This window comes from Shimia sp. R10_1 (genome assembly GCF_017744095.1).
GTDB lineage: Bacteria > Pseudomonadota > Alphaproteobacteria > Rhodobacterales > Rhodobacteraceae > Shimia.
The window spans coordinates 15,733-36,685 of sequence record NZ_JAGHQX010000005.1 but is presented as its reverse complement, the minus strand read 5'-3'; the positions used below and the strand labels follow the sequence as shown (position 1 = coordinate 36,685).

Here is a 20,953-nt window from a genome sequence, read left to right as displayed (position 1 = left end):
AAACCACGATCCGTACGTTGCAAGTTAGGTGGTTAAGCGGCTAGGGGTAGTGCACAGATTTCGAAGCCCGCACAGGGCGAGCAGGAAAGGCCCGCACATGCCTGAGTTGAAATGGATCGGCAAAGATGCCATCGTGAACCACCACCGTGAAGTCCCGTATCGATTATTGCATTGCGACAGTGAACTATCCGCCGGGAATGCGGACAGCGGCAATCTTCTGGTCCAAGGGGACAATCTCGAAGCCCTTAAAGCCTTGCTGCCGTATTATGCGGGCAAAGTGAAATGCATCTACATCGATCCGCCGTACAACACTGGGAACGAGAACTGGGTTTACAATGACAACGTGAACTCGGGCGAGATCAAACAGTGGTTGGGCAAGGTCGTTGGCAAAGAGGCCGAGGACTTGTCGCGCCACGATAAGTGGCTATGCATGATGTATCCGCGCTTAAGACTGTTACGAGAGTTTTTGAAAGAAGATGGGGTGATATTCGTCTCAATTGATGACAATGAAAATCACCATCTCCGTGCGGTAATGAATGAGATTTTTGGCTCAAATTGTTTTGTCGCTGATATCATTTGGCGATCAGCGGACAGTTCTAATAATGACGCAAAAAAAGTTTCCATGGATCACAACTATACGATTGCCTACTCAAAAAGGCCCGACTGGATTTCTTTTGCGTTGCCGCGATCTGAGGAAAACAATGCGCATTACTCAAACCCAGATGATGATCCGAACGGACCGTGGTTCGCAGGCAATTTGTCGTCGCCCAATCCAAGGGAGAATCTTCGCTATCAAATCAGTCACCCTGACGGGAGGGCACTGGAACCTCCGGCAAATGGTTGGCGATGGTCAAAGCAACAAGTTGAAGAGAAGATCGCAAGCGGCGAAATTGTTTTCACCGACACGTCACGAGGCATACTGCGCAAAACATACCTAAAAGATCAAAAGGGGTTGGCTCCAAGTTCTCTATGGGTTGATATTGATGAAACAGGGCACAACCGAAATGCAAAATACGAATTGAAGAACATCTTTCCAGAAGTTCCGACGTCCGAGTTGTTTCCGACACCTAAGCCCACAAAGTTCGTTGAGAAAATTCTTCGGATAGCTACCAAGGCAGACGATCTTGTAATGGATACCTTTTCTGGATCAGGTACTACTGGGCACGCCGTGCTCAACTTAAACAAACAGGATGGTGGCAACCGCCAATTTATCCTTGTTGAAATGGATGAGAAGATCGCCTCGGAGATTACGGGGGAACGTTTGCGCCGCGTAGTCAATGGCTATGACAAAGGCGGAGATTCTGTCAAACCTGTCGAAGGTCTTGGCGGTGGTTTCCGGTATTGTCGGCTTGGCACGCCGTTGTTTGACGAATTTGGTGATATCGATGGCGCTGTGTCGTTCCCTGACCTTGCTGCGCATGTGTTCTTTAGCGAAACCGGTGCACCGATCCCGCAGCGGGTGGATGGCTCCACACCGTTGGTTGGTCAGCATGGGGCGCAGATCGTCTATCTGCTCTATTCCGAACCGGAACAGGGTTTTGCCCGCATAGAAGCTGGTAATGTGCTTACACCGGATATGCTGACCAATCTACCTGCTGCGCCTGATGGGTTCGTAGGGGAACGTGTGGTCTACGCCGAAGGGTGCACGGTCTCAGCAGACCGGCTGAAGGCCGAAGGTATCGTATTTAAGCAAATCCCCTACTCGATTCAGGGGGCGTAAGATGGCGGCTGTGAATTTCGAACTGAAGGAATACCAATCTGCAGCGCTTGAGAAGTTCCGTGAATATCTTAGCTACTGCGCATCCGATGATGCCGATACCGCGTTTTATCGCATCACCAAGAACCCGTTTCGGGCGGCTCCGCTGGTGGCCGATGGGACGCCCTATGTCTGCCTGCGCATACCCACAGGTGGCGGCAAAACCGTGATGGCCGCTCACGCTGTGGGGATTGCGGCGAATGAGTATCTGCAGTCCTCCAATCCCATGGTGTTGTGGCTGGTTCCGTCATCAGCGGTTTTGGATCAAACCGTCACGGCGCTTAAGAACCTTAACCATCCGTACCGTGCCGCTTTGGCGCAGGACTTTGGCCCGAATATCTCAATCCTGACCAAAGACGAAGCATTGGCAATGTCCCGTGCTGATGCCGAAGGCGGGGCCTGTGTGATTGTGTCCACTATCCAATCGTTCCGCCGTGAAAAGCCGAACGGAGACGAGGATAGGGAGGGCCTGAAGGTCTATCAGGATGCTGGTGCTCTAATGAGCCACTTTTCGGGCCTCTCAGAGCCTCAGAGAGCGCGTCTGGAGAAGGCAGAGGGCACAGAGCGCCCGATTGCGTCACTGGCCAACGTATTGAAGCTGCATCGTCCTATGGTGATCGTGGATGAAGCCCACAACGCCCGCACTGCGCTGTCATTCGATACGCTGTCCCGGTTCGATCCGTCATTGATCCTGGAACTGACTGCGACGCCACAGATCAAACACGATCCGGCCAAGGGCGAACATGCGTCCAATGTACTGTACTCGGTGTCCGCAGCGGAATTGAAAGCCGAGCAGATGATCAAGATGCCGATCAAGCTGACCACGGATCGTGAATGGCGCAAGACGGTCGGTATGGCGTTGGATTGTCAAAAGGCGCTGGAGAAGTCCGCACTGGCAGAAGAAGGCCAAACCGGCGAGTACATTCGTCCAATCATTTTGTTCCAAGCGCAAGCCGCCAGCAAAAACGATCCACATAGGATCACCTATGATGTGCTGGAAGAGTACCTGAAGACCGATCAGAAAATCCCAGAGGATCAGATTGCGGTGCACTCGGGGCCACGCAAAGATTTGGATGCAATCAAGGACATTGCTGATCGTAATTGCAATGTACGTTTCATCATCACTGTGCAGAAGCTGAAAGAGGGCTGGGATTGCCCCTTTGCCTATGTGCTGTGCTCTGTGGCCGAACAGTCGTCTGCGACCGCCATTGAGCAAATCCTTGGGCGTGTATTGCGGATGCCGAAGGCGACGTTGAAGCAGCGACCGGTATTGAACGAAGCATATGCGTATGTTGCATCGAATTCGTTCAATGACACCGCCAACAGACTGAAGGACGGTTTGGTGGAGGGATCGGGCTTTAACCGGGCTGAAGTGGCATCGCTGGTGCAGCAACAACCGACATTGCTGAATTCAGGGATCGTTAATGAGCAAGATCACGAATCTGATCCGATAGCGCCTGAAGAGATCACTACGGTGCAGGTGGAAGAGGCCATCGCTAAGCTTCCACCTTCGGTTAAAACACGGGTGACTTTTGATCCGCAGAAGAATTCGCTGAGTTACAAAGGGCCGATGACTAAGGAGGCCCGGAATCACCTGCATTTGGTGTTGGGTGCAGCGCCCAGCGCATCCAAGGTTGTCGATAAACTGTATGCGAAAACGAACAACTATCAAACCTCCGCTGCGGAACAGGAAGACAAGCCCCCGTTCATTGTGCCACTTCTTGGTTTCAACAAGCAGGGCACTTTGGAATTGTTTTCCCAAGAGCATTTCTTGGACTTGCCGTGGCGGTTGGATGAGTGCGATTCCAGTGACATTCTGAATCGCTTCCGTATCGTTGATAGGTCCGAGACCGGCAATATCGACGTGACAGATGAGGGGCAGGTACAGATTAGTTTCGCACAACGTCTGCAAGGGCAACTCGCCGCCGTGGTTCAAGAGCAAGCGTGGACATTGCCGCGACTGGTGAACTGGCTGGACCGTGGTATTCGGCACGACGACATCACCAAATCCAGTGCGGTGAAATTTCTTTCCGAAGCGATCAATAAGCTGATGGAACAGGGTCTCACCTTGGATGAGTTGGCTAGGAACAAGTATGATCTTCGTACCCACCTGAAGGCGTTGATTTCGGACCTGAGGGCAGAACGGCAGAATGGCAACTACAACGCGCTCTTCGCGACTGACGCGAGTCAGTTTGCCATGAGTTCTGATTTCTCAATTATTTTTGACGAGAACAACTATCCTTATAACCAGCCTTATTCCGGTGCGACAAAGTTCAACAAGCACTATACGTCGATCATTGGTGACCTGAAGCCTAGCGGCGAAGAATTCGACTGTGCCGCGTATTTGGACAACATGGATGAGGTCGCCTATTGGATCAGGAATGTAGAGAGGAAGAATGGCTCGTTCTGGCTACAATTGCCCAAGGACAAGTTCTACCCTGACTTCGTCGCAATGCTGAAAGACGGTCGTATCTTGGTGGTCGAGTACAAGGGCAAGCACCTGTACGAAGGCGAGGAAACTAAGCGGCAAATCGGTGCGGTTTGGGCAGAAGCCTCCGATGGGCAATGCCTCTTCTGTATGCCAACGGATCGTAATTTTGAACTAATCAAGCAGACTATTGAGATGAGTGCTTAACGGAATTTCAGATGAGTGACATCAAGCTTTATAAATTGGGAGACAGCGGTGCGATTGAAGTAAATGGCCAGTCCGTCTCGCTGGAGAAATCCCTTCAGTCACTTATCGAATCCAATCTGGAAACCTTGCTGGGTGTTCGGTTCTTGGCGTCGGAGTTTGTGACAGATCGCGATCATGGTGGCCGCATGGACACGCTTGGCATTGACGAGAACAATTGTCCGGTAATCATTGAGTATAAACGTTCTGCGAATGCCAACGTGATCAATCAAGGGCTGTTCTATCTTGATTGGTTGGTGACGCACCGTGGAGACTTTGAGATGCTGGTACTCAAGCGATTGGGTGAAGAAGCGGCTCGCTCTGTCGAATGGTCGTCGCCTCGCCTCATTTGCATCGCCGGTGGTTTCAACAAATTTGATGAGCACGCGATCAAGCAGATGCAGCGGAACATTGAACTGGTCCGCTACATTAAGTTTGACGATGACCTGCTGCTACTTGAGCAGATCAACTCTGTTTCTGTCACGCCGCCGGTTTTAGTTCGGTCTTCGCAACCATCATCCAAGGCCAAGGAAATCACAAAGTACACTACGGTTAGCGAATACCTGGAAAAGGCTGATCAGGACCTGACAGACCGCTTTCATGCCCTGAAGGATTTCCTCGGGAACTTGGGTGATGATGTGCAAGAGAAAACGCTTAAGAACTACTTTGCGTTCCGTCGCATCAAGAACTTTGCTTGCGTCGAAGTCAAACCACAAGATCGGAAGTTATTGGTTTACCTGAAGGTCAATCCTGATGAGGTGTCACTGGAACCGGGCTTCACACGCGATGTAAGGAAGATCGGGCATTTTGGCACCGGTGACTTAGAGGTGGTCATTCGATCCGATGATGATCTTGCTAAGGCTATGCCTCTGGTGGAGCACAGCTATCACAATGCTTGAGTTTTGGATGATGAAGCTGTGCTCGAGATTGGTGACGCCATCTTTCGTATCGAGTGAGTTTTAACCACTCATGAGTGTGTTGCTGGCCCGGCTCCACGGGCTTGTTTGCGGTCCAGCCGACACACCTTGGGCTTTTCCTTTTGTTTTCAATAGGGATGACTACCCTGCCGGGGTCGCCATTAAGTTTCAAATCTGACGCCGCTTCTGCTGCACGCAGATGCAACGTGCATGCGTTTTTTTGCTCAGCCTGCCACACAAGTCCTCCCAAGTAGTTCTCGCCCCGGAATCTTGGAGCTATAGACTGAACCACCCAACGCAACTCGGGAAAGGCAAATGGCCTAGCTCTTCAGGCCCAGTCGATCCGCTGAGTGCTGGATGTGTTTATACATAGCGGCATAGGCTGCTGCCGGGTCTTTTTGTACGATGGCCTCCAATACCTGCTGATGCTCCTGCAAAACCAGCTCTGCCCGGCCAGGAACGGTCGCACTGTTGCGGCGCCCAGTTTCGATGGATCTTCTGAGGTTCTCGTTCAAGAATCGAATAAAGGACAACAGATACGGGTTACTTGAGGCTTCAGACACCGCGATGTGAAAATCCAGATCAGCGATGATACTTTGCTCACCTGCGGCCTCTCCGGATGAAATGCAATGCTCGATCTCACTAAGCGCGAGCGTCATTCGACTGACATCTTGCGGTGTTGCTTTCTGGGCGGCCAATTCAGCAGCCGCGCTTTCCACATACATCCTCAGTTGAAAGAGAGCTGCCAAATCATCGCTGTTTCCAACCCGATCGGCAGGTATACGAAACGCGGAAGCAATCGGGTTGGGTGACACAAAAACCCCCGCCCCCTGACGTGTTTGCACAAGCCCCTCAAATTTGAGACTGGAGATCGCTTCGCGCACCACCGCTCGACTTACATTGAAGGTCTGAGCCAGGCTTTTTTCTGTTGGCAAACCTTCACCCGGTTTGAGCTCACCGCCCAAAATTTGGTCTGACAAAATCTTTGCAATCTGCTGCGGCAGCGACAAAGCCGCGACAACCTTTGTTTCTAGCGTTTTCATTTTTCTTCCAAAGTTTGCGACCGGGCAATTGTCACCCACATCGACTCCGCTCCTAAAGAGGTAGCGAAACAACTTCAATAATCCAAGCTTGACGCAAAAAAATTTGTCAGGTAACTAGACCAACATCTAATTTGTCTGACAACCTGCTGACCTGCTAAAATAACACTCAAGCGAGTGACGTCGAGAAGGAGAAGCCAATATGGCGATTATCAAGAAGGTGGAGGCCTCGCTGTCCCGAGTGCCTCTGAACAACGTAACTTCACTTTCGTCACGTGTGGTCACCAACCGGGAATACGTGCTCGTGAAAGTGACCGACGACACGGGCAATTCGGGTATCGGGTTTTGCTATGCAGGCCACCGCTGTGGACAATTGGTGCAGCGTGCGGTGATTGATCTGCTCGCTCCGGTCGTCTTGGGCCAGAACAGCCTGCGCACAACGGGCTTGTGGACAGAAATGTACCGGGAAGGCCTGCTGCACGGACGGACTGGCAGCGTTATGCGCGCGCTGTCCTGTATTGACATTGCCCTTTGGGACCTGAACGCGCGCAACGTTGGGCTGCCACTTTATCAATACATGGGCGCCGACGCACTGGATCGCGTTCCGGCCTACGCCTCTGGGGGATATTATGTAGAGGGCAAGACACCTGCTGACCTCGCAGGCGAAGTTTCTGACTACGTCAAAGCCGGCTTCAAAGCCGTCAAAATCAAGGTCGGAAAGTTTGGCGTGGCTGAGGAAGCCGCACGTGTTGCCGCAGCGCGAGAGGCCATTGGCCCCAATATCCCGTTGATGCTGGATGCCAACAACGCTTGGACGGATCTGCGCACGGCCGAAGCGCACTGCAAAGCATATGAGCCCTATCATCCCGAATGGATCGAAGAGCCTTTTCTACCAGATGACATCGACAACCATGCCAGGTTGGGGCGCCTGACCAGCATCCCAATTGCCACTGGTGAAATCGAAGCAGGCCGCTGGCGGATGAAGGATCTTATGGACCGAGATGTTATTTCCATTCTTCAACATGACGCCTGCGTCTGTGGCGGCATCACCGAATGGCGCCGGATCACAGATACCGCTGCCTCTTATGGGATTACCACCAACCCGCATTGGTTCCACGACGTGCATATTCATACCGTCGCAGCATCCACATCTGCGCAGTATGTCGAATTTTTTGTCGACTCAGAGGTTCTGAACTTCCGCGAGCTCATCGACACGCAGCTGACGTTTGAAAACGGCGATGTTCTGCTGCCGCAAACCCCCGGTCTTGGCTTCAATTTCGATGAAGGACAGGTCGAAAAATACGCCGCTTTTGAGGCTGGCGTCTCCTCTGTGTGGGACACGGCAGAAGCCTAAAGAGATGATCATGAACGGATTTGAAGAACTGAAAGCCAGGCTAAAGACACCTGAGCTGCTGGCACCGGAATGCCTGATTGACGGACGATGGATCAGCGCGAGTGCTTCGGCGATCTCGGTTGAGAACCCCTCAACGGGCCAAATTATCGCACAGGTGCCCAAGTTGGGCGCTGCAGAAACCGATGCCGCAGTGGACGCCGCAGCCGCAGCCTTTGACAGCTGGAAGACGTTAACCGCAAAGGTGCGCGCCGACATTCTGATGAAGATGTACCACCTTTTGGTTGAACACTCTGAAGACCTCGGCGCAATTCTAACCGCCGAGCAGGGCAAGCCATTGCGCGAAGGCATCAATGAGATCCTGTTCACGGCTTCATTTTTTGAATGGTACGCAGCAGAAATTCGGCGAGCCTACGGCAAGGTCGTGCCAACACCCGACCCGGACAAGCGGTTTTTGGTCATGCGTCAGCCCATTGGCGTGGTAGCGATTATCACACCGTGGAATTTTCCTGCGGGCATGATGGGGCGCAAACTGGCGCCAGCGTTGGCGGCGGGCTGTTCTGTTGTTGTGAAACCCGCATCACAAACCCCTCTGTCAGCCATGGCTGTGGCCAAAATCGCTGAAATGGCAGGTGTGCCCGCCGGTGTGGTCAATGTGATCACCGGATCCGCGGCAGAGATCGGCCCGGCGCTGATCGAACATCCCAAAGTGAGCAAAGTCACTTTCACAGGCTCAACCTCTGTCGGGCGGACACTTTATGAAAAATCCGCACGCGGTTTGAAACATGTGTCACTGGAACTTGGCGGCAACGCCCCGCTGATTGTGTTTGACGACGCTGACATTGAAACCGCTGTTGAGAGTGCCATTCAATCCAAGTTCAGAAATGCCGGGCAAACCTGTGTCTGTGCCAACCGTGTGCTGGTTCAAAGTGGCATCTATGATCAGTTTGTTGCACGCTTTGCCGAGCGAACGTCGCAACTGAAAATCGGGGATGGGTTTGACCTTGAAACCGATCTGGGGCCGCTTGTGGATCGTCGTGCCGCGGCGGGTGTTCGCGACATTCTCCAAGACGCGGTTGCAGGCGGAGCACGCATTCTCAATGACAGACCAGAGTTTGAAGATACCTCAGCCTTTGTAGCGCCCGCAGTGCTCGTGGATGTCACAGAAGGCCAGCGCGTTTGCACTGAAGAAATTTTCGGCCCCATCGCGCCTGTCCTAAAGTTCGAAACTGAAACCGACGCAATCCGGATTGCGAACAATACGGAATACGGTCTCTCAGCCTACTTCTTCACCCGCGACAACGCTCGAATTTGGCGCGTGTCAGAGGCGTTGGATAGTGGCGTGATGGGCGTCAACACAGGACTGATCTCGACTGCAGAAATTCCATTTGGGGGAATGAAGCACTCAGGTCTAGGCCGCGAAGGCGGCGAAGAAGGTCTCGATGCATTTCTACAAAGCAAAATGGTCTGCATCGCGGATGTGAACTCCAATCCAAATTGAGTTTCTGATCTAGGGAGGAAAAAATGAAACTTAAAACTGCACTGAAATCTGCGGTCTTTGCCGTGGCTGCAACGATGTCGATTGCATCAACATCAGCACTTGCCGAAGAGCTTCGGTTTATGACCACTTTGCCGACGGCGCGTGAACCGTTTTTTGTCTATATGCAGCAAGCACTGAACGCGGCTGGCGAAGAGCATGAAATCACTATCATCGAAGCAGACGGCGAAGGTGACTCAAACGTTCAATCGGCCCATATCGAACGCGCGATCACCTTGGAAGTCGACGGCATCATCATCAGCCCAATTGATGTAAATGCCCTCGCCCCCGCCATAGAAGAAGCCATTCAAGAGGGCATTCCGGTGGTCACAATTGATCGTCGCGTCGACGGTGTAGACGGCATCCTGGCGCATATCGGTGCTGACAACGTGGAAGGCGGACGCGCGCAAGGCCGCTGGGTCAAAGAGAACTTTCCCGATGGCGCACGCATCCTGTACTTGCGCGGCCGCCCGGGCTCGAGCCCAGCAATTGACCGCAACAAAGGTCTTCATGAAGAATTGGATGGTGATGACAAATACGTTTTCGCTGCCGAGCAAACTGCGAATTGGCTGCGCGATGAAGCCTTCCGTGTGACCGAAACGATCATGGCTGGACTCGATCCGGAGGACTACCCCACTGTTGTTGTCTCTGCGTCAGACGCTATGGGCTTTGGCGCATTGGAAGCGGTGGATCAGTTCGGTCTGCGCAATTCATTGCCCCATATTACCTTTGACGCTGCGCCCAACACGCTACAAGCCGTCAAAGCAGGCACCGCCGAAGGCGGATTTTCTGCAACCGTTGATCAATGGCCCGGGCTCCAAGCCGCAACGGCCGTCGAAGTCTTAAAAGCATTTGTGACCACCGGCGCGACACCAGACACACAAATCCAACTGATCAATCCAAAACCGATCGATCAATCCAACATCACCGAAGCAGAACGCTACAGCGAGATCGCGCAGTAGTTTGACGATGGCAGGAAACGGGCCTCCGTTTCCTGCCGACGACGAAAGATCTGCTGGGGAGGGGAAATGATTAAACTCAAAGGCATAGGTAAGTTTTTTCCAGGTGTCGTTGCATTGGATGGCGTGAACCTGTCCGTTGGAAAGGGTGAAGTTCACGCGCTCTTAGGGGAAAACGGTGCAGGCAAGTCGACCCTGCTAAAGATCCTGTCCGGTGCGCAACCGGCCGATACAGGCACCATTGAATTTGATGGCCAAGTCCAGCATTTTCACACACCGCAAGACGCCCAAGAAGCTGGGATCGCAACAATCTACCAAGAATTCACACTCTTTCCTGACATGTCGATCGCCGACAATATTTTTGCAGGACGAGAGGTGCATTCGGGCGGCTTTTTCATTGATCATTCAGCCATGCGCAAAGCGGCCAAGGCGGTGACAGACAAACTGGGCATCGAGATGAATCCCGCCACCAAAGTGCGCGACTTGAGCGTGGGCGAACAACAGCTAGTGGAAATCGCACGGGCGCTGACGATGGACGCCAAGCTCATCATCATGGACGAACCAACTGCCGCGCTCAGTCGCCGAGAAATCGAACAACTTCAAAGCATCATCGCCGACCTGAAAGCAGAGGGCGTTTCGGTCATCATCGTGACCCACCGCTTGAACGAAGTGTTCGAATGCTGTGATCGATACACGATTTTGCGCGACGGACAATTTATCACGTCCGGGCGTGTAGATGACGTAGACGAAGATCAAATCATCTCAATGATGGTCGGGCGCTCAATGGAAAGCCTGTTTGAGCGCCGCGCGAGTCAGGCACCGGGCGATGTGGTGCTTGAGATTGAGAACCTTACAAACCAATCCTCATTGGCTGCCGCAGCAGTTGTGCTCAAGAAAATTTCCATGACTGCAGCAGCGGGAGAGATTGTCGGCCTTGCAGGACTGGTCGGGGCTGGCCGCACGGATCTGGCCCGAACACTGTTTGGTGCCCCCCTCGGAACAACCGGTGACATTCGGATCAACGGTGAACCTGTCTCAATTCAAAACAGCCTCGACGCCATTAAAGCAGGTATTGCCCTGGTGCCCGAAGATCGAAAGGCGCAGGGTCTGTTTCTCGACCTGTCTTGCAAGCACAATGTTTCTGTTTCGAACTTGGGGCGCATCTCTTCAAACGGCTTCATCAACGAAAAGGCGGAAAACGCGCTCGTGGATAGCTACATTGATGCGTTGAACGTGAGACTCGCCAACAAAGACCAACCCATCAAAACCCTTTCAGGCGGCAATCAGCAGAAGCTTCTACTGGCGCGCTGGATGGCGACCAACCCCAAGGTTCTGATTGTGGATGAACCAACCCGTGGCGTTGATATCGGCGCCAAGGTCGAAGTGCACAGGCTGCTTTTCGAAATGGCGAAGTCTGGTGTGGCCGTCATCGTCATCTCATCAGAACTGCCCGAGATTCTGAGTGTGAGCGACAGGATTTATACCTTCTGCGAGGGGCGCTTGACGGGAGAATTCCATCAAACCGAAGCCAATGAGGAACAGCTGATGCGATACATGTCGCCCTCGATCCTCAGTCAAACAGGCGCGTCAGAGGATCTGACTCTGGCTGTCGCCAACTAAGTACACGAAGGAGGAGTGTTATGAGTTCGGCAAGTCAAGCAAATGCGAACTACAAAAATGCGGAGAAAAAAACAGACTATTGGGCGCTGTTTGCGAAGTTTGCTCCACTGATCTTTCTGATCATTCTGGTGATCGGCTTCGGCATCGCCAATGATCGTTTTCTGTCGACGCGAAACATGCTCAATATCCTAACGGAAGTCTCTATTTACGGTCTCTTGGCCGTGGGCATGACCTTTGTCATCCTGACAGCCGGTATCGACTTGTCAGTCGGATCGTTGCTTGCCCTGTGTGGCATGTCGGCAGCGTGGGTCGCGACCGGGGGAGGCGGCGGCGGATTTGGTGCCGCGGAGGCTGGATATGGCTGGGGTTTGGCGCTGGCAACCGCACTGGGTGTGGGTCTGTTCGCTGGATGCATACAAGGGTACGCCATCGCGCATTTCAAAATCCCGGCTTTTGTTGTGACATTGGGCGGAATGTCGATCTATCGCGGATTGACACTGCTGATCGGAGACGGGGGTCCAATCAGTGGCTTTGATGGTGTTTATCGCTCTTTTGGCCGTGGCGATATTTTGGGAATACCCGTTCCTGCTATCTTCTTTGTTCTGATCGCCTCTGCAGCAGCGCTGACGTTGAAATTCACCAACTTTGGACGCCATGTTTATGCGGTTGGCGGCAATGAAGAGGCAGCCAATCTTGCCGGCATCAATGTCGAAAAAACTCTGATGGGCGTTTACATCATGATTGGTGTGCTCGCTGGGTTGGCGGGGTTTATCCTGACCGCGCGCCTGAACTCCGCGGAGGCGACAGCGGGCATGTCCTATGAGCTGCGGGTCATTGCATCAGTGGTGATTGGCGGCACCAGCCTGTTTGGCGGCATCGGCACAATCGCAGGGACAATCATCGGCGCCTTGACCATTGGTGTGCTGATCAATGGACTTGTGATGCTGAACATTCAATCCTACTGGCAACTGATCATTGTCGGTTTCATCATTGTCGTTGCGGTCGGGTTTGACAGCTTTGTTAAAGCGCGCAGCGGGGGCAAAGGCTAGCGCCCACAAGCCACCGGTTGAACGAGAAACGTAGGAACGATCAACACCGTTCCTGCGCCAATTTCAAAGGAAAGACTATGAAAGCAGACAGCAAAGTCAGATTGGGCAATACGGGTTTGTCAGTCACGGCGCTCGGATTCGGTGGCGCGCCCTTGGGTGGCATGTTTACTCAGGTTTCCACACCAGAGGCCACAGACGCCTTGGATGCGGCATGGGACGCAGGCATTCGATACTTCGACACCGCACCAATGTATGGGCTGGGGCGCTCCGAACATGTGATCGGCCAAAAACTGCGCGAAGTTGATTTTGAGCGCACGGACACCGTTTTGTCCACCAAGGTTGGGCGCCTGATGAAATCCGAGCGTGCCGGCGCTCCGCTACCGCCTCTGCCCCCCAAGAATCCGAAAGATCCGGGTTGGGGCAATGGCATGCGGTTTGCTGAGGTTTTTGACTACACTTATGATGCCATCATGCGCAGTTTTGAGGACAGCCAACAACGGTTCGGCTTCCCGGAGATCGATTTGTTATATGTGCACGACATCGGTCGCACCACCCATGCAGAGCGTCACGATCTGCATTGGCGGGACCTGACTTATGGCGGCGGGTTCAATGCCCTTAACGAGCTCAAGCGCAACGGCAACATCAAAGGCTTTGGCCTGGGGGTGAATGAGTGGGAAGTGATCCGAGATTCACTAGAGGAAACCGATCTGGATTGTTGCCTGCTGGCGGGTCGCTACTCTCTTCTGGATCAGGACGCATTGCGCGATTTCCTACCCTTAGCAAAACAGCGGGATGTGGCTTTGGTTGTGGGCGGCGTTTTCAACTCTGGCATACTTGTCTCCAAACCCGGAGAAATACGACGCTATAACTATGCCGAAGCACCAGCCGACATGATTGAAAAGGCAGAGAAATTGCGCACGGTCTGTGACGAATTTGATGTGCCACTGGCAGCAGCGGCGATCCAATTTCCACTGCGCCACGCTCAAATCTCCGCTGTCGTGATGGGGGCGCAATCTCGCCAGCACGTCGAGCAGAACATCAACTGGTTCAATACCGAAATCCCAGATGCGCTTTGGAAAACCCTAGCAGATCGCGGGCTTATCGAGGTCTAAAAAAACGCAGGTGCAACACACCTCAGGCTCAACGTTGGTCCGGCCTCGCTGAAAATTCGACGGGGCCAGACCATTGGCGCATCTCATATTTGGGTCGCCATGGCGCTCTACTCTGTCAGGGCTTCAGTAGTATGGCTCTGAAATCATTGACATTCGTCCCCGTGGGACCGGGAACATAAAGGTCCGCAACCGCTTCAAAAGCGCAATAGGCGTTGTTCGCAGCCAGATCTGCAGCAGGGTCGCGTCCTGCTGCGCGCATACGGGCCGCGGAGGTGCCATCAGCAAACGCGCCTGCGTTGTCTTCCGAGCCATCAATGCCATCGGTGTCCGCGGCCATTGCGCAGATCCCTGAAAGCCCGTCAACCTCTTTGGCAAACGACAAAAGGAACTCGCTGTTGCGCCCGCCTTTTCCTCCGCTGCCCCGCAAGGTCACTGTGGTTTCACCGCCCGACAACAAAACCACAGGTGCGGTGAAGGGACGCGCGCGATGCACGACATCACGTGCCATCGCCGCATGAACCTTGGCCACTTCGCGCGCCTCGCCTTCCATCGCATCCGAAAGGATCACAGCTGGAATGCCCGCAGCTTCGGCCACCTGTGCAGCCGCTTTCAGTGACAGATCCGCAGAGGCGATCACCGTGACTGAATTCTTTTGGAATTCCAGCGCGTCAGAAGCCGGGGCCCGCGCCTGATCGCTGGCAATATGACGCAAGATGTGATCAGGCAGATCAATGGCATGGCTGCTTATCAGATCTAGCGCGGTCGCTTGGCTAACATCATCGGGCACCGTCGGCCCAGACGCCACCTGCGCCGGATCATCGCCGGGCACATCAGACACGACCAAGCTCACCACCCGGGCCGGGAAGGCCGCTGCGGCAAGTCGCCCACCCTTAATGCCGCTGACATGTTTGCGAATGGCGTTCATGGCCGAAATGGGGGCACCCGACGCCAGCAATGCCTCGTTCAGACCTTGCTCATCGGCCAAGGTCAGCCCACTGGGCGGGCACGGTAAAAGGGACGAACCGCCTCCGCAAATCAGTGCCACAACCAGATCGTCGGGACCAAGATCCTCAACGGACTCAAACAGCGCCTTTGTCGCGTGCAGCCCTGCTTCGTCAGGCACCGGATGAGCCGCTTCTAGAACTTCTATGTATTTGCAGGGCGTTGCATAGCCATATCGCGTAACCACAACGCCGGACAGTGGCCCATGTCCTGCCTCGTCCCAAAGCGTTTCAAACGCGCTGGCCAATTGGGCCGCCCCCTTGCCTGCACCGATCACCACAGTGCGGCCCTTTGGCGGGGCAGGCACGTGAGGGCGTAGCGCAGACATCGGATCGGCCGCATCAACCGCTGCTTCAAACAGCGAAGTCAGAAACGAAGCGTTTGGCATCATAGCGCGATGTCGCAGACAAATACGCCGTCCGCGCCACCTTCAAGGCACGCCACAATTTTGGCGCCTATCGCCTGATGCTGGCTGTCCTCAAGATACAGATCTCGTGTTGCCGTATCGGCAAAATCAAACCAGAACATATCGAGGAAATCCCGCACCAGAGGCGTTTCAACAGAAACATTTTTGCGGTGTTGAAAATCAACAATCCCAGAAATGTGGTTCGATAGCCCAGCCAACTCTTCGTATAGGGCGTTTTTCTGTGTCTGCGTAACATCCGCGCGAAAGCGCAGGTGGACAAGGTGACGGATCATGCTTTCCTCCCGATTTGTCAAATACTGTGGTGTGTTTCGCCGTGCTCAGCGCTCCCAGAAATCGGGTTTGCGGCGCACCTTGAAGGCGTCAAGGCCCCGCTGAAGTTCAGGCTGAGAGGCCGCGATACGCCCCGCAAACGCATCGATCACCCGCTCCCGCTCTTCGCCTTCGGCGGCATTGATCATCATCTTGGCGAGTTCTGTGGCAACTGGGCCGCGATGGCGCAGTGTCCCCGCCAATGCGCGAGCCTGTGTGAGCCCATCACCGCTTGGGGCAAGCTGATCCACCAACCCGATTTCAAGTGCCTGCTGTGCCGTAAAAATTTCCCCAAAGAGCGCCATGCGCCTCAAGACCTGCGCACCAAAGCGGCGCGCAGCACGCTGCGTCCCGGACCATCCCGGTATCACGCCCAGCCCCGGCTCTGGCTGGCCTATGCGAATGTGTTCCTCAGCAATACGCAGATCGGCACAGGCGGCCAGTTCAAGACCTCCGCCAAGCGCATGGCCATTGAGGACGGCAATCACAGGTTGGCGCAAACGCGCCAATGCGTCGAGCGCCTGATGCCCATCGCGCAACCAGTGGCGCGAGAAATCCTGCGCTGACAAATCCGACCAGGCATCAATATCTCCCCCAGCACAAAATGCACGCCCTTCACCACTGAGGATCACGACATGCGCGTCCTCAGCGCGTTCAATCTGGCGACAGACCGTCAGAAGATCATCCATCATTTCCTGGGTCAGAGCGTTTAACCGCTCTGGACGCACCAAGGTCAGATGCGCGATCCCCTCAGCGATTTCGAGCCGGAGGAAACTCATCCTTCTGCGGCCAGGGTCAGCCCCATCAATGCCGGATCAAACAGTGCGGCATCCATGGTTTTAAGATCGTCCGCGACCAACAGCGGCGTTGCAGCCTGATCCAGAACATCACGTTGCAAATCAATACCCGGCGCGATTTCAGTGACCATCAGCCCCTGATCCGTCAGGCGGATCACGCAGCGCTCGGTGACATAGGTGATGTCCTGCCCCTGTGCCCGCGCCTTTTTGCCAGAGAAGGAAATTTGATCCACTTCATTCACGAACTTGGCGACCTTGCCCTCCTGATGGATCTTCAGCTGCCCCTCTTCGATGCTCATCTTCGCACCGGCATTGAAGTTACCAGAGAACACAATCTTGCGCGCGCGTGTCGTGATGTCGACAAAACCACCGGAACCTGCGGTGCGGTGCGGGATCGCTGACAAGCGCGAAACATTGACCGAGCCGTGCTTGTCCACTTCGAGAAATGACAGGAGAGAGGCATCAAAACCACCCGCCTGGAAATAGCAGAACTGATGCGGTGATGCGACAAAGGCTTCGGCATTGGCAGAGCAGCCGAACTTGAAATCCAGAAGCGGAATGCCGCCAACAGCGCCCTGTTCAATCATCCAGGTCACGGAGCCATGCAGCCCTTCTTCGACCATGATGCGCGGCACATTGGCGGAAATACCAAAACCGATGTTCACCGCCCAACCATCTTTGAGCTCTTGGGCCACACGGCGCGCAATCACCTTGCCCACATTAAACTCGGCAGTGCGGAAGCTATCGAGTGGGCGGATAAGTTCCCCTGAAATCGCAGGATCATATTCCGTCGCAGTTGTCTGAAGCTGGTCTGGCGCCTCAACAATCACGTCCACCAGAATTCCAGGGACATGCACATCGTGAGGGCGGATGGACCCGGCAGCACCGACACGCTTGACCTGTGCAATCACCACACCGCCATTGTTGCGAACAGCCAGTGCCATCTCCATCGCGCCCAGATACGCGCCTTCCTGCTCAAAACTCAGATTGCCTTTTTCGTCTGCGGTGGTGGCCCGGATCATCGCAACATTTGGCGCAATGGCTTTGAAGTAGAGCCAGTCTTCGCCATCAAAGCTCTTGCGCTCCACAATCGCCTCTTCGCGCGCTGCGCCATTCATTGCGCAGCCTTCGATATCTGGATCGACAAAGGTTTCCATGCCAACCTTGGTCAGCACACCGGGGCGTTTGGCGGCTGCCTCGCGCAGCATGTCAAAAATAATGCCCGATGGCACGTTATAGGCCCGAACTTGCTCCGCCGTGATCATTTGCCAAATCTTGGGCGGCTCCGCTTTGGAAGGTCCGGACGGATATGAGCCACCAATGATCCTGCTCAGCAGGCCGGGCTTGGCAATATGGTCCACACCCTTCGTGCCAAACATGTCGCCAGCAGCAATCGGATGAATAGACGTCAGATTTTTGGGTGCAGCCTCTTCATCGAACCTCTCTCCCAAGCCTTGCAGAAGCGCATCAGGGCAACACAGACCTGAAGAGGAATTTACAGCAAGGACTGCCTCGTCCGGAATTAGGTTTGCCGCCTCGCGCGCTGTCATAAGCTTGGTCATTCGACTCTCATATGTAACTAACTGGTTACATCAATTCATGGCAAATTAGACAACAAAAATCAACCTTAAATCCGGAGACAGTTTGGTTTGACGAGACCATAAGTAACCATTAGGTTACTTGCAAATCTGTTAGGGAGGCCCTTCATGAATATCTATTTTCAAGGAACCAATCAGCGCACGTTTGGCACATTTCCACTCACAGGAGAAGAACTGCGCAACGCGATGGTACATGCTGCGGAAGTTGGGTATCGCTCATTTGACACCGCGCAAATGTATGGAAACGAAGAAGAAACCGGATCAGCGCTTGCCGAATTGGGTTTCAAACGCGATGAGATTTGCATCACCACCAAAGTGCATCCAGACAATTTCACCGCAGAGGCCTTTTTGCTATCCGTAGAAGAGAGCCTGAAAAAGCTGCAACTGGACTATGTGGATGTGCTGCTGCTCCATTGGCCCCCTGCGGATGGCGACATCGCTCCGTCACTTAAGCTTCTGGAAAAAGCCCATGAGGCAGGGCTTGCGCGCAACATTGGTGTTTCCAACTACACCGCCAAAATGATGCGAGATGCGACTCAGATCATTGAGACGCCGATCGTCACCAATCAGGTCGAGTTTCACCCGTTGCTCAATCAGGACATTCTGCTCGCCGCTGCGAGTGAGACCGGAATCCCCCTATCGTCATACTGTTCAGTGGCGCGTGGAGAGGTTTTCAAACATGCGATCTTTGCGGAGATCGGAGCCGCCTACCAAAAATCCGCCGCACAGGTCGTGCTGCGCTGGATCCTGCAGAAGGGCGTGTCGATCAACACAATGTCGACCAAACGTGCAAATATCGAAGCCAATTTTGACGTGATGGATTTCACGCTGTCCAACATCGATATGGCGCGCATTGATGCCATGACCCAGACAGGTTTCCGCATTGTGACATCTGATCTCGTACCTTGGGCGCCAGACTGGGACTAAGCCTGCCCTAAGGCAAGTGTCGCCCTTTCAGGCGGCACACAGCGATCAGGAAAAAATCAAAACGTGAGGCTCGCCAATGTGGCGGGCCTTTTTTGAATGCGTTCAGGCCCCTCTGAACAGCAAAAAGGCGATGCAGCTTTGCTGCACCGCCTTTCTTATTTTTTTGCATGCCGTCGCGGCAAAGCGCTCAGATTTCAGTGGTTTCCACGGATCATATCCGCTGCCTTTTCCGCCATCATGATGGTCGGGGCATTGGTGTTGGATCCGATAAGGCTCGGCATCGCCGAGCTGTCACACACACGCAACCCATCGATGCCATGAACCCGCAACTGCGGATCGACCACAGCCATCTCATCAACACCCATCTTGCAGGTACAGGTCGGGTGATAAGAGGTGCGACCATACTGGCGGGCGTAGGCCTCATAGTCCGCCTGCGTTTTGACAGAGTCATCCGGGAAACGGATCTTGCGAATGTATTTCTGCAAACTTGGCTGGTTGAAAATTTCAATTGAATGTTTGACGCCTTCCACCGAGATCGCAAGATCATCAGGATGGCCGAGGAAATTGGGATCCACCAAAGGCAGGTCCGCCACATCGTTGGAACGCAAGCGCACCGTTCCGCGGGCCTTGGGGCGCAAAGTGTAGGAATTCAGCGTAATGCCAGAGCTTCCTTTGGGCACGCTTGGCACTCCAGCCTCTGCCCCAGCCCCCGCCAAGAAGTGGAACTGAAGATCTGGCACCTTAGCCGCCTTATCTCCATACCAAAACGCACCACCTTCAACCACGTTGGAGGCCACAGGTCCGGAACCAAACAGGTAATACTGCATCCCCGCCCAAAGCGCCCAATGCGGCTTGCTGTATTTGTCGAGGCTTTGGTGGCCATTCAGCTCGGCAACAATATCAATGCCGAAATGGTCCGTCAGGTTTTCCCCCACCCCAGGCAGGTCATGCACCACGTCCACATCCACATCGCGCAGGTGATCCGCAGGGCCTATACCTGAAAGCTGCAGCAGTTTGGGTGAGCCAATGGCACCGGAGGTGACCAGCACCTCTTGCTCAGCACATGCCAGAGTTTTCTGACCATTGCGGACATACTCAACGCCGGTTGCCCGTGACCCGGCAATCACTACGCGATGCACCTGACAACCGGTTTCGACGGTCAGATTGGCGCGCCCAAGAACGGGTTTGAGATAGCCAACAGCTGCCGAGCAACGCTTATTGTTCCAGATCGTCGCCTGATAGACGCCTGCACCTTCTTGCACTGGGCCATTGAAATCTGGGTTATAGGGCAACCCCGCTTCCTGCGCAGACCGCACAAAGGCACGGGTCATTTCCTGCGGCGCGTTGATGTTTGACACTCCCAGAGGCCCCTCGGTGCCATGCCAATCCCCAGACAAGATGGCGTTGCGTTCTGATCGGATGAAGTACTTTTTGATCTCATCAAACGACCAGCCGTCACATCCCTCGTCATTGGCCCAGCGATCATAATCCACCGGGTGGCCGCGGGTAAAAACCTCTGCATTGATCGAGCTGCCGCCGCCGATCACGCGCGCTTGCGCATAGGGGATTTCGCGGTTGTTCGCATGCACCTGCGGCACCGTATTGAACCCCCACGTATGCGGGCCATCAGTCATTTTGGCAAACCCTACGGGCATATGGATCAGCGGATGATTGTCTTTGCCGCCCGCCTCAAGCAGCAGAACACGCACCGCACTGTCTTCACTCAGTCGGTTGGCCAGCACACAGCCTGCCGAACCGCCCCCAACGATCACGTAGTCATATCCAACTTGTGCCATCGTGGCCCCCATTTGCCGTCTTTTTTCTTTCATCTCGCCGCACAAACGCGCGGCGAGATGCCATGTTTATGCAAAGATCACATAC

16 protein-coding genes are annotated in these 20,953 nt (G+C 54.1%); 10 read left to right on the top strand and 6 right to left on the bottom strand.

The window, feature by feature from the left end; genetic code table 11:
- Positions 1 to 97: 97 nt before the first annotated feature.
- Genes J7413_RS10715 through J7413_RS10705 form a run of 3 tightly spaced genes read left to right on the top strand, consistent with a single transcriptional unit; the run spans position 98 to position 5,326 of the window.
- Positions 98 to 1,720: a site-specific DNA-methyltransferase gene (locus J7413_RS10715; RefSeq protein ID WP_209098086.1), complete on the top strand. Its 1,623-nt coding sequence runs from the start codon at positions 98 to 100 to the stop codon at positions 1,718 to 1,720.
- Between the two features lies 1 nt (position 1,721).
- The gene (locus J7413_RS10710) at positions 1,722 to 4,391 is read left to right on the top strand and encodes a DEAD/DEAH box helicase family protein (protein WP_209098085.1); all 2,670 of its coding nucleotides are present in this window, start codon (positions 1,722 to 1,724) and stop codon (positions 4,389 to 4,391) included.
- 11 nt (positions 4,392 to 4,402) lie between these two features.
- On the top strand, positions 4,403 to 5,326 hold the full coding sequence (locus tag J7413_RS10705; protein WP_209098084.1) for a DUF5655 domain-containing protein: 924 nt from the start codon (positions 4,403 to 4,405) through the stop codon (positions 5,324 to 5,326).
- 338 nt (positions 5,327 to 5,664) lie between these two features.
- Here J7413_RS10705 and J7413_RS10700 read toward each other — a convergent pair whose 3' ends face one another.
- The gene (locus J7413_RS10700) at positions 5,665 to 6,426 is read right to left on the bottom strand and encodes a FadR/GntR family transcriptional regulator (protein ID WP_209098083.1); all 762 of its coding nucleotides are present in this window, start codon (positions 6,424 to 6,426) and stop codon (positions 5,665 to 5,667) included.
- A gap of 160 nt (positions 6,427 to 6,586) precedes the next feature.
- Between J7413_RS10700 and J7413_RS10695 the strand changes: the two genes are divergently transcribed.
- From J7413_RS10695 to J7413_RS10670, 6 genes are all read left to right on the top strand, one after another.
- On the top strand, positions 6,587 to 7,738 hold the full coding sequence (locus J7413_RS10695; RefSeq protein WP_209098082.1) for a mandelate racemase/muconate lactonizing enzyme family protein: 1,152 nt from the start codon (positions 6,587 to 6,589) through the stop codon (positions 7,736 to 7,738).
- Positions 7,739 to 7,748: 10 nt separating this feature from the next.
- Positions 7,749 to 9,236 carry an NAD-dependent succinate-semialdehyde dehydrogenase gene (locus J7413_RS10690; protein ID WP_209098081.1) on the top strand — a complete coding sequence of 496 codons (1,488 nt, stop codon included), beginning with the start codon at positions 7,749 to 7,751 and terminating at the stop codon, positions 9,234 to 9,236.
- A gap of 23 nt (positions 9,237 to 9,259) precedes the next feature.
- On the top strand, positions 9,260 to 10,234 hold the full coding sequence (locus tag J7413_RS10685; RefSeq protein WP_209098080.1) for a substrate-binding domain-containing protein: 975 nt from the start codon (positions 9,260 to 9,262) through the stop codon (positions 10,232 to 10,234).
- 66 nt (positions 10,235 to 10,300) lie between these two features.
- Entirely contained in the window at positions 10,301 to 11,851 is a 1,551-nt protein-coding gene (locus J7413_RS10680) for a sugar ABC transporter ATP-binding protein (protein WP_209098079.1), read from the top strand.
- A gap of 20 nt (positions 11,852 to 11,871) precedes the next feature.
- Complete coding sequence (locus J7413_RS10675) at positions 11,872 to 12,900, top strand: ABC transporter permease (protein WP_209098078.1); 1,029 nt, start codon at positions 11,872 to 11,874, stop codon at positions 12,898 to 12,900.
- A gap of 77 nt (positions 12,901 to 12,977) precedes the next feature.
- Positions 12,978 to 14,012 carry an aldo/keto reductase gene (locus J7413_RS10670; RefSeq protein ID WP_209098077.1) on the top strand — a complete coding sequence of 345 codons (1,035 nt, stop codon included), beginning with the start codon at positions 12,978 to 12,980 and terminating at the stop codon, positions 14,010 to 14,012.
- 115 nt (positions 14,013 to 14,127) lie between these two features.
- Here J7413_RS10670 and J7413_RS10665 read toward each other — a convergent pair whose 3' ends face one another.
- From J7413_RS10665 to J7413_RS10650, 4 genes are read right to left on the bottom strand one after another with little or no spacing between them, the layout of a single operon-like run.
- Entirely contained in the window at positions 14,128 to 15,405 is a 1,278-nt protein-coding gene (locus tag J7413_RS10665; protein WP_209098076.1) for a glycerate kinase, read from the bottom strand.
- A complete protein-coding gene (locus J7413_RS10660) occupies positions 15,402 to 15,713 on the bottom strand; it encodes a Dabb family protein (RefSeq protein WP_209098075.1) in 312 nt (103 codons plus the stop codon). Before J7413_RS10660 ends, J7413_RS10665 begins: the two co-directional genes overlap by 4 nt.
- 45 nt (positions 15,714 to 15,758) lie before the next feature.
- Entirely contained in the window at positions 15,759 to 16,529 is a 771-nt protein-coding gene (locus J7413_RS10655) for an enoyl-CoA hydratase/isomerase family protein (RefSeq protein WP_209098074.1), read from the bottom strand.
- Positions 16,526 to 18,109: an acyl CoA:acetate/3-ketoacid CoA transferase gene (locus tag J7413_RS10650; protein WP_209098073.1), complete on the bottom strand. Its 1,584-nt coding sequence runs from the start codon at positions 18,107 to 18,109 to the stop codon at positions 16,526 to 16,528. The genes J7413_RS10655 and J7413_RS10650 overlap by 4 nt, the downstream gene beginning before the upstream one ends.
- A gap of 144 nt (positions 18,110 to 18,253) precedes the next feature.
- Here J7413_RS10650 and J7413_RS10645 point away from each other — a divergent pair, with 144 nt between their 5' ends.
- Entirely contained in the window at positions 18,254 to 19,072 is an 819-nt protein-coding gene (locus J7413_RS10645; protein ID WP_209098072.1) for an aldo/keto reductase, read from the top strand.
- Between the two features lie 194 nt (positions 19,073 to 19,266).
- Here J7413_RS10645 and J7413_RS10640 read toward each other — a convergent pair whose 3' ends face one another.
- Positions 19,267 to 20,868 carry a GMC family oxidoreductase N-terminal domain-containing protein gene (locus J7413_RS10640; RefSeq protein ID WP_209098071.1) on the bottom strand — a complete coding sequence of 534 codons (1,602 nt, stop codon included), beginning with the start codon at positions 20,866 to 20,868 and terminating at the stop codon, positions 19,267 to 19,269.
- Positions 20,869 to 20,953: the final 85 nt, after the last annotated feature.

Excerpts from the sequence above, each read along its gene's own strand:
- J7413_RS10660 (WP_209098075.1), bottom strand. The coding sequence starts at position 15,713 with ATGATCCGTCACCTTGTCCACCTGCGCTTTCGCGCGGATGTTACGCAG.
- J7413_RS10665 (WP_209098076.1), bottom strand. The coding sequence starts at position 15,405 with ATGATGCCAAACGCTTCGTTTCTGACTTCGCTGTTTGAAGCAGCGGTT.
- J7413_RS10680 (WP_209098079.1), top strand. The coding sequence starts at position 10,301 with ATGATTAAACTCAAAGGCATAGGTAAGTTTTTTCCAGGTGTCGTTGCA.
- J7413_RS10670 (WP_209098077.1), top strand. The coding sequence starts at position 12,978 with ATGAAAGCAGACAGCAAAGTCAGATTGGGCAATACGGGTTTGTCAGTC.
- J7413_RS10695 (WP_209098082.1), top strand. The coding sequence starts at position 6,587 with ATGGCGATTATCAAGAAGGTGGAGGCCTCGCTGTCCCGAGTGCCTCTG.
- J7413_RS10710 (WP_209098085.1), top strand. The coding sequence starts at position 1,722 with ATGGCGGCTGTGAATTTCGAACTGAAGGAATACCAATCTGCAGCGCTT.
- J7413_RS10715 (WP_209098086.1), top strand. The coding sequence starts at position 98 with ATGCCTGAGTTGAAATGGATCGGCAAAGATGCCATCGTGAACCACCAC.
- J7413_RS10675 (WP_209098078.1), top strand. The coding sequence starts at position 11,872 with ATGAGTTCGGCAAGTCAAGCAAATGCGAACTACAAAAATGCGGAGAAA.
- J7413_RS10650 (WP_209098073.1), bottom strand. The coding sequence starts at position 18,109 with ATGACCAAGCTTATGACAGCGCGCGAGGCGGCAAACCTAATTCCGGAC.
- J7413_RS10705 (WP_209098084.1), top strand. The coding sequence starts at position 4,403 with ATGAGTGACATCAAGCTTTATAAATTGGGAGACAGCGGTGCGATTGAA.
- J7413_RS10640 (WP_209098071.1), bottom strand. The coding sequence starts at position 20,868 with ATGGCACAAGTTGGATATGACTACGTGATCGTTGGGGGCGGTTCGGCA.
- J7413_RS10690 (WP_209098081.1), top strand. The coding sequence starts at position 7,749 with ATGAACGGATTTGAAGAACTGAAAGCCAGGCTAAAGACACCTGAGCTG.
- J7413_RS10655 (WP_209098074.1), bottom strand. The coding sequence starts at position 16,529 with ATGAGTTTCCTCCGGCTCGAAATCGCTGAGGGGATCGCGCATCTGACC.
- J7413_RS10685 (WP_209098080.1), top strand. The coding sequence starts at position 9,260 with ATGAAACTTAAAACTGCACTGAAATCTGCGGTCTTTGCCGTGGCTGCA.
- J7413_RS10645 (WP_209098072.1), top strand. The coding sequence starts at position 18,254 with ATGAATATCTATTTTCAAGGAACCAATCAGCGCACGTTTGGCACATTT.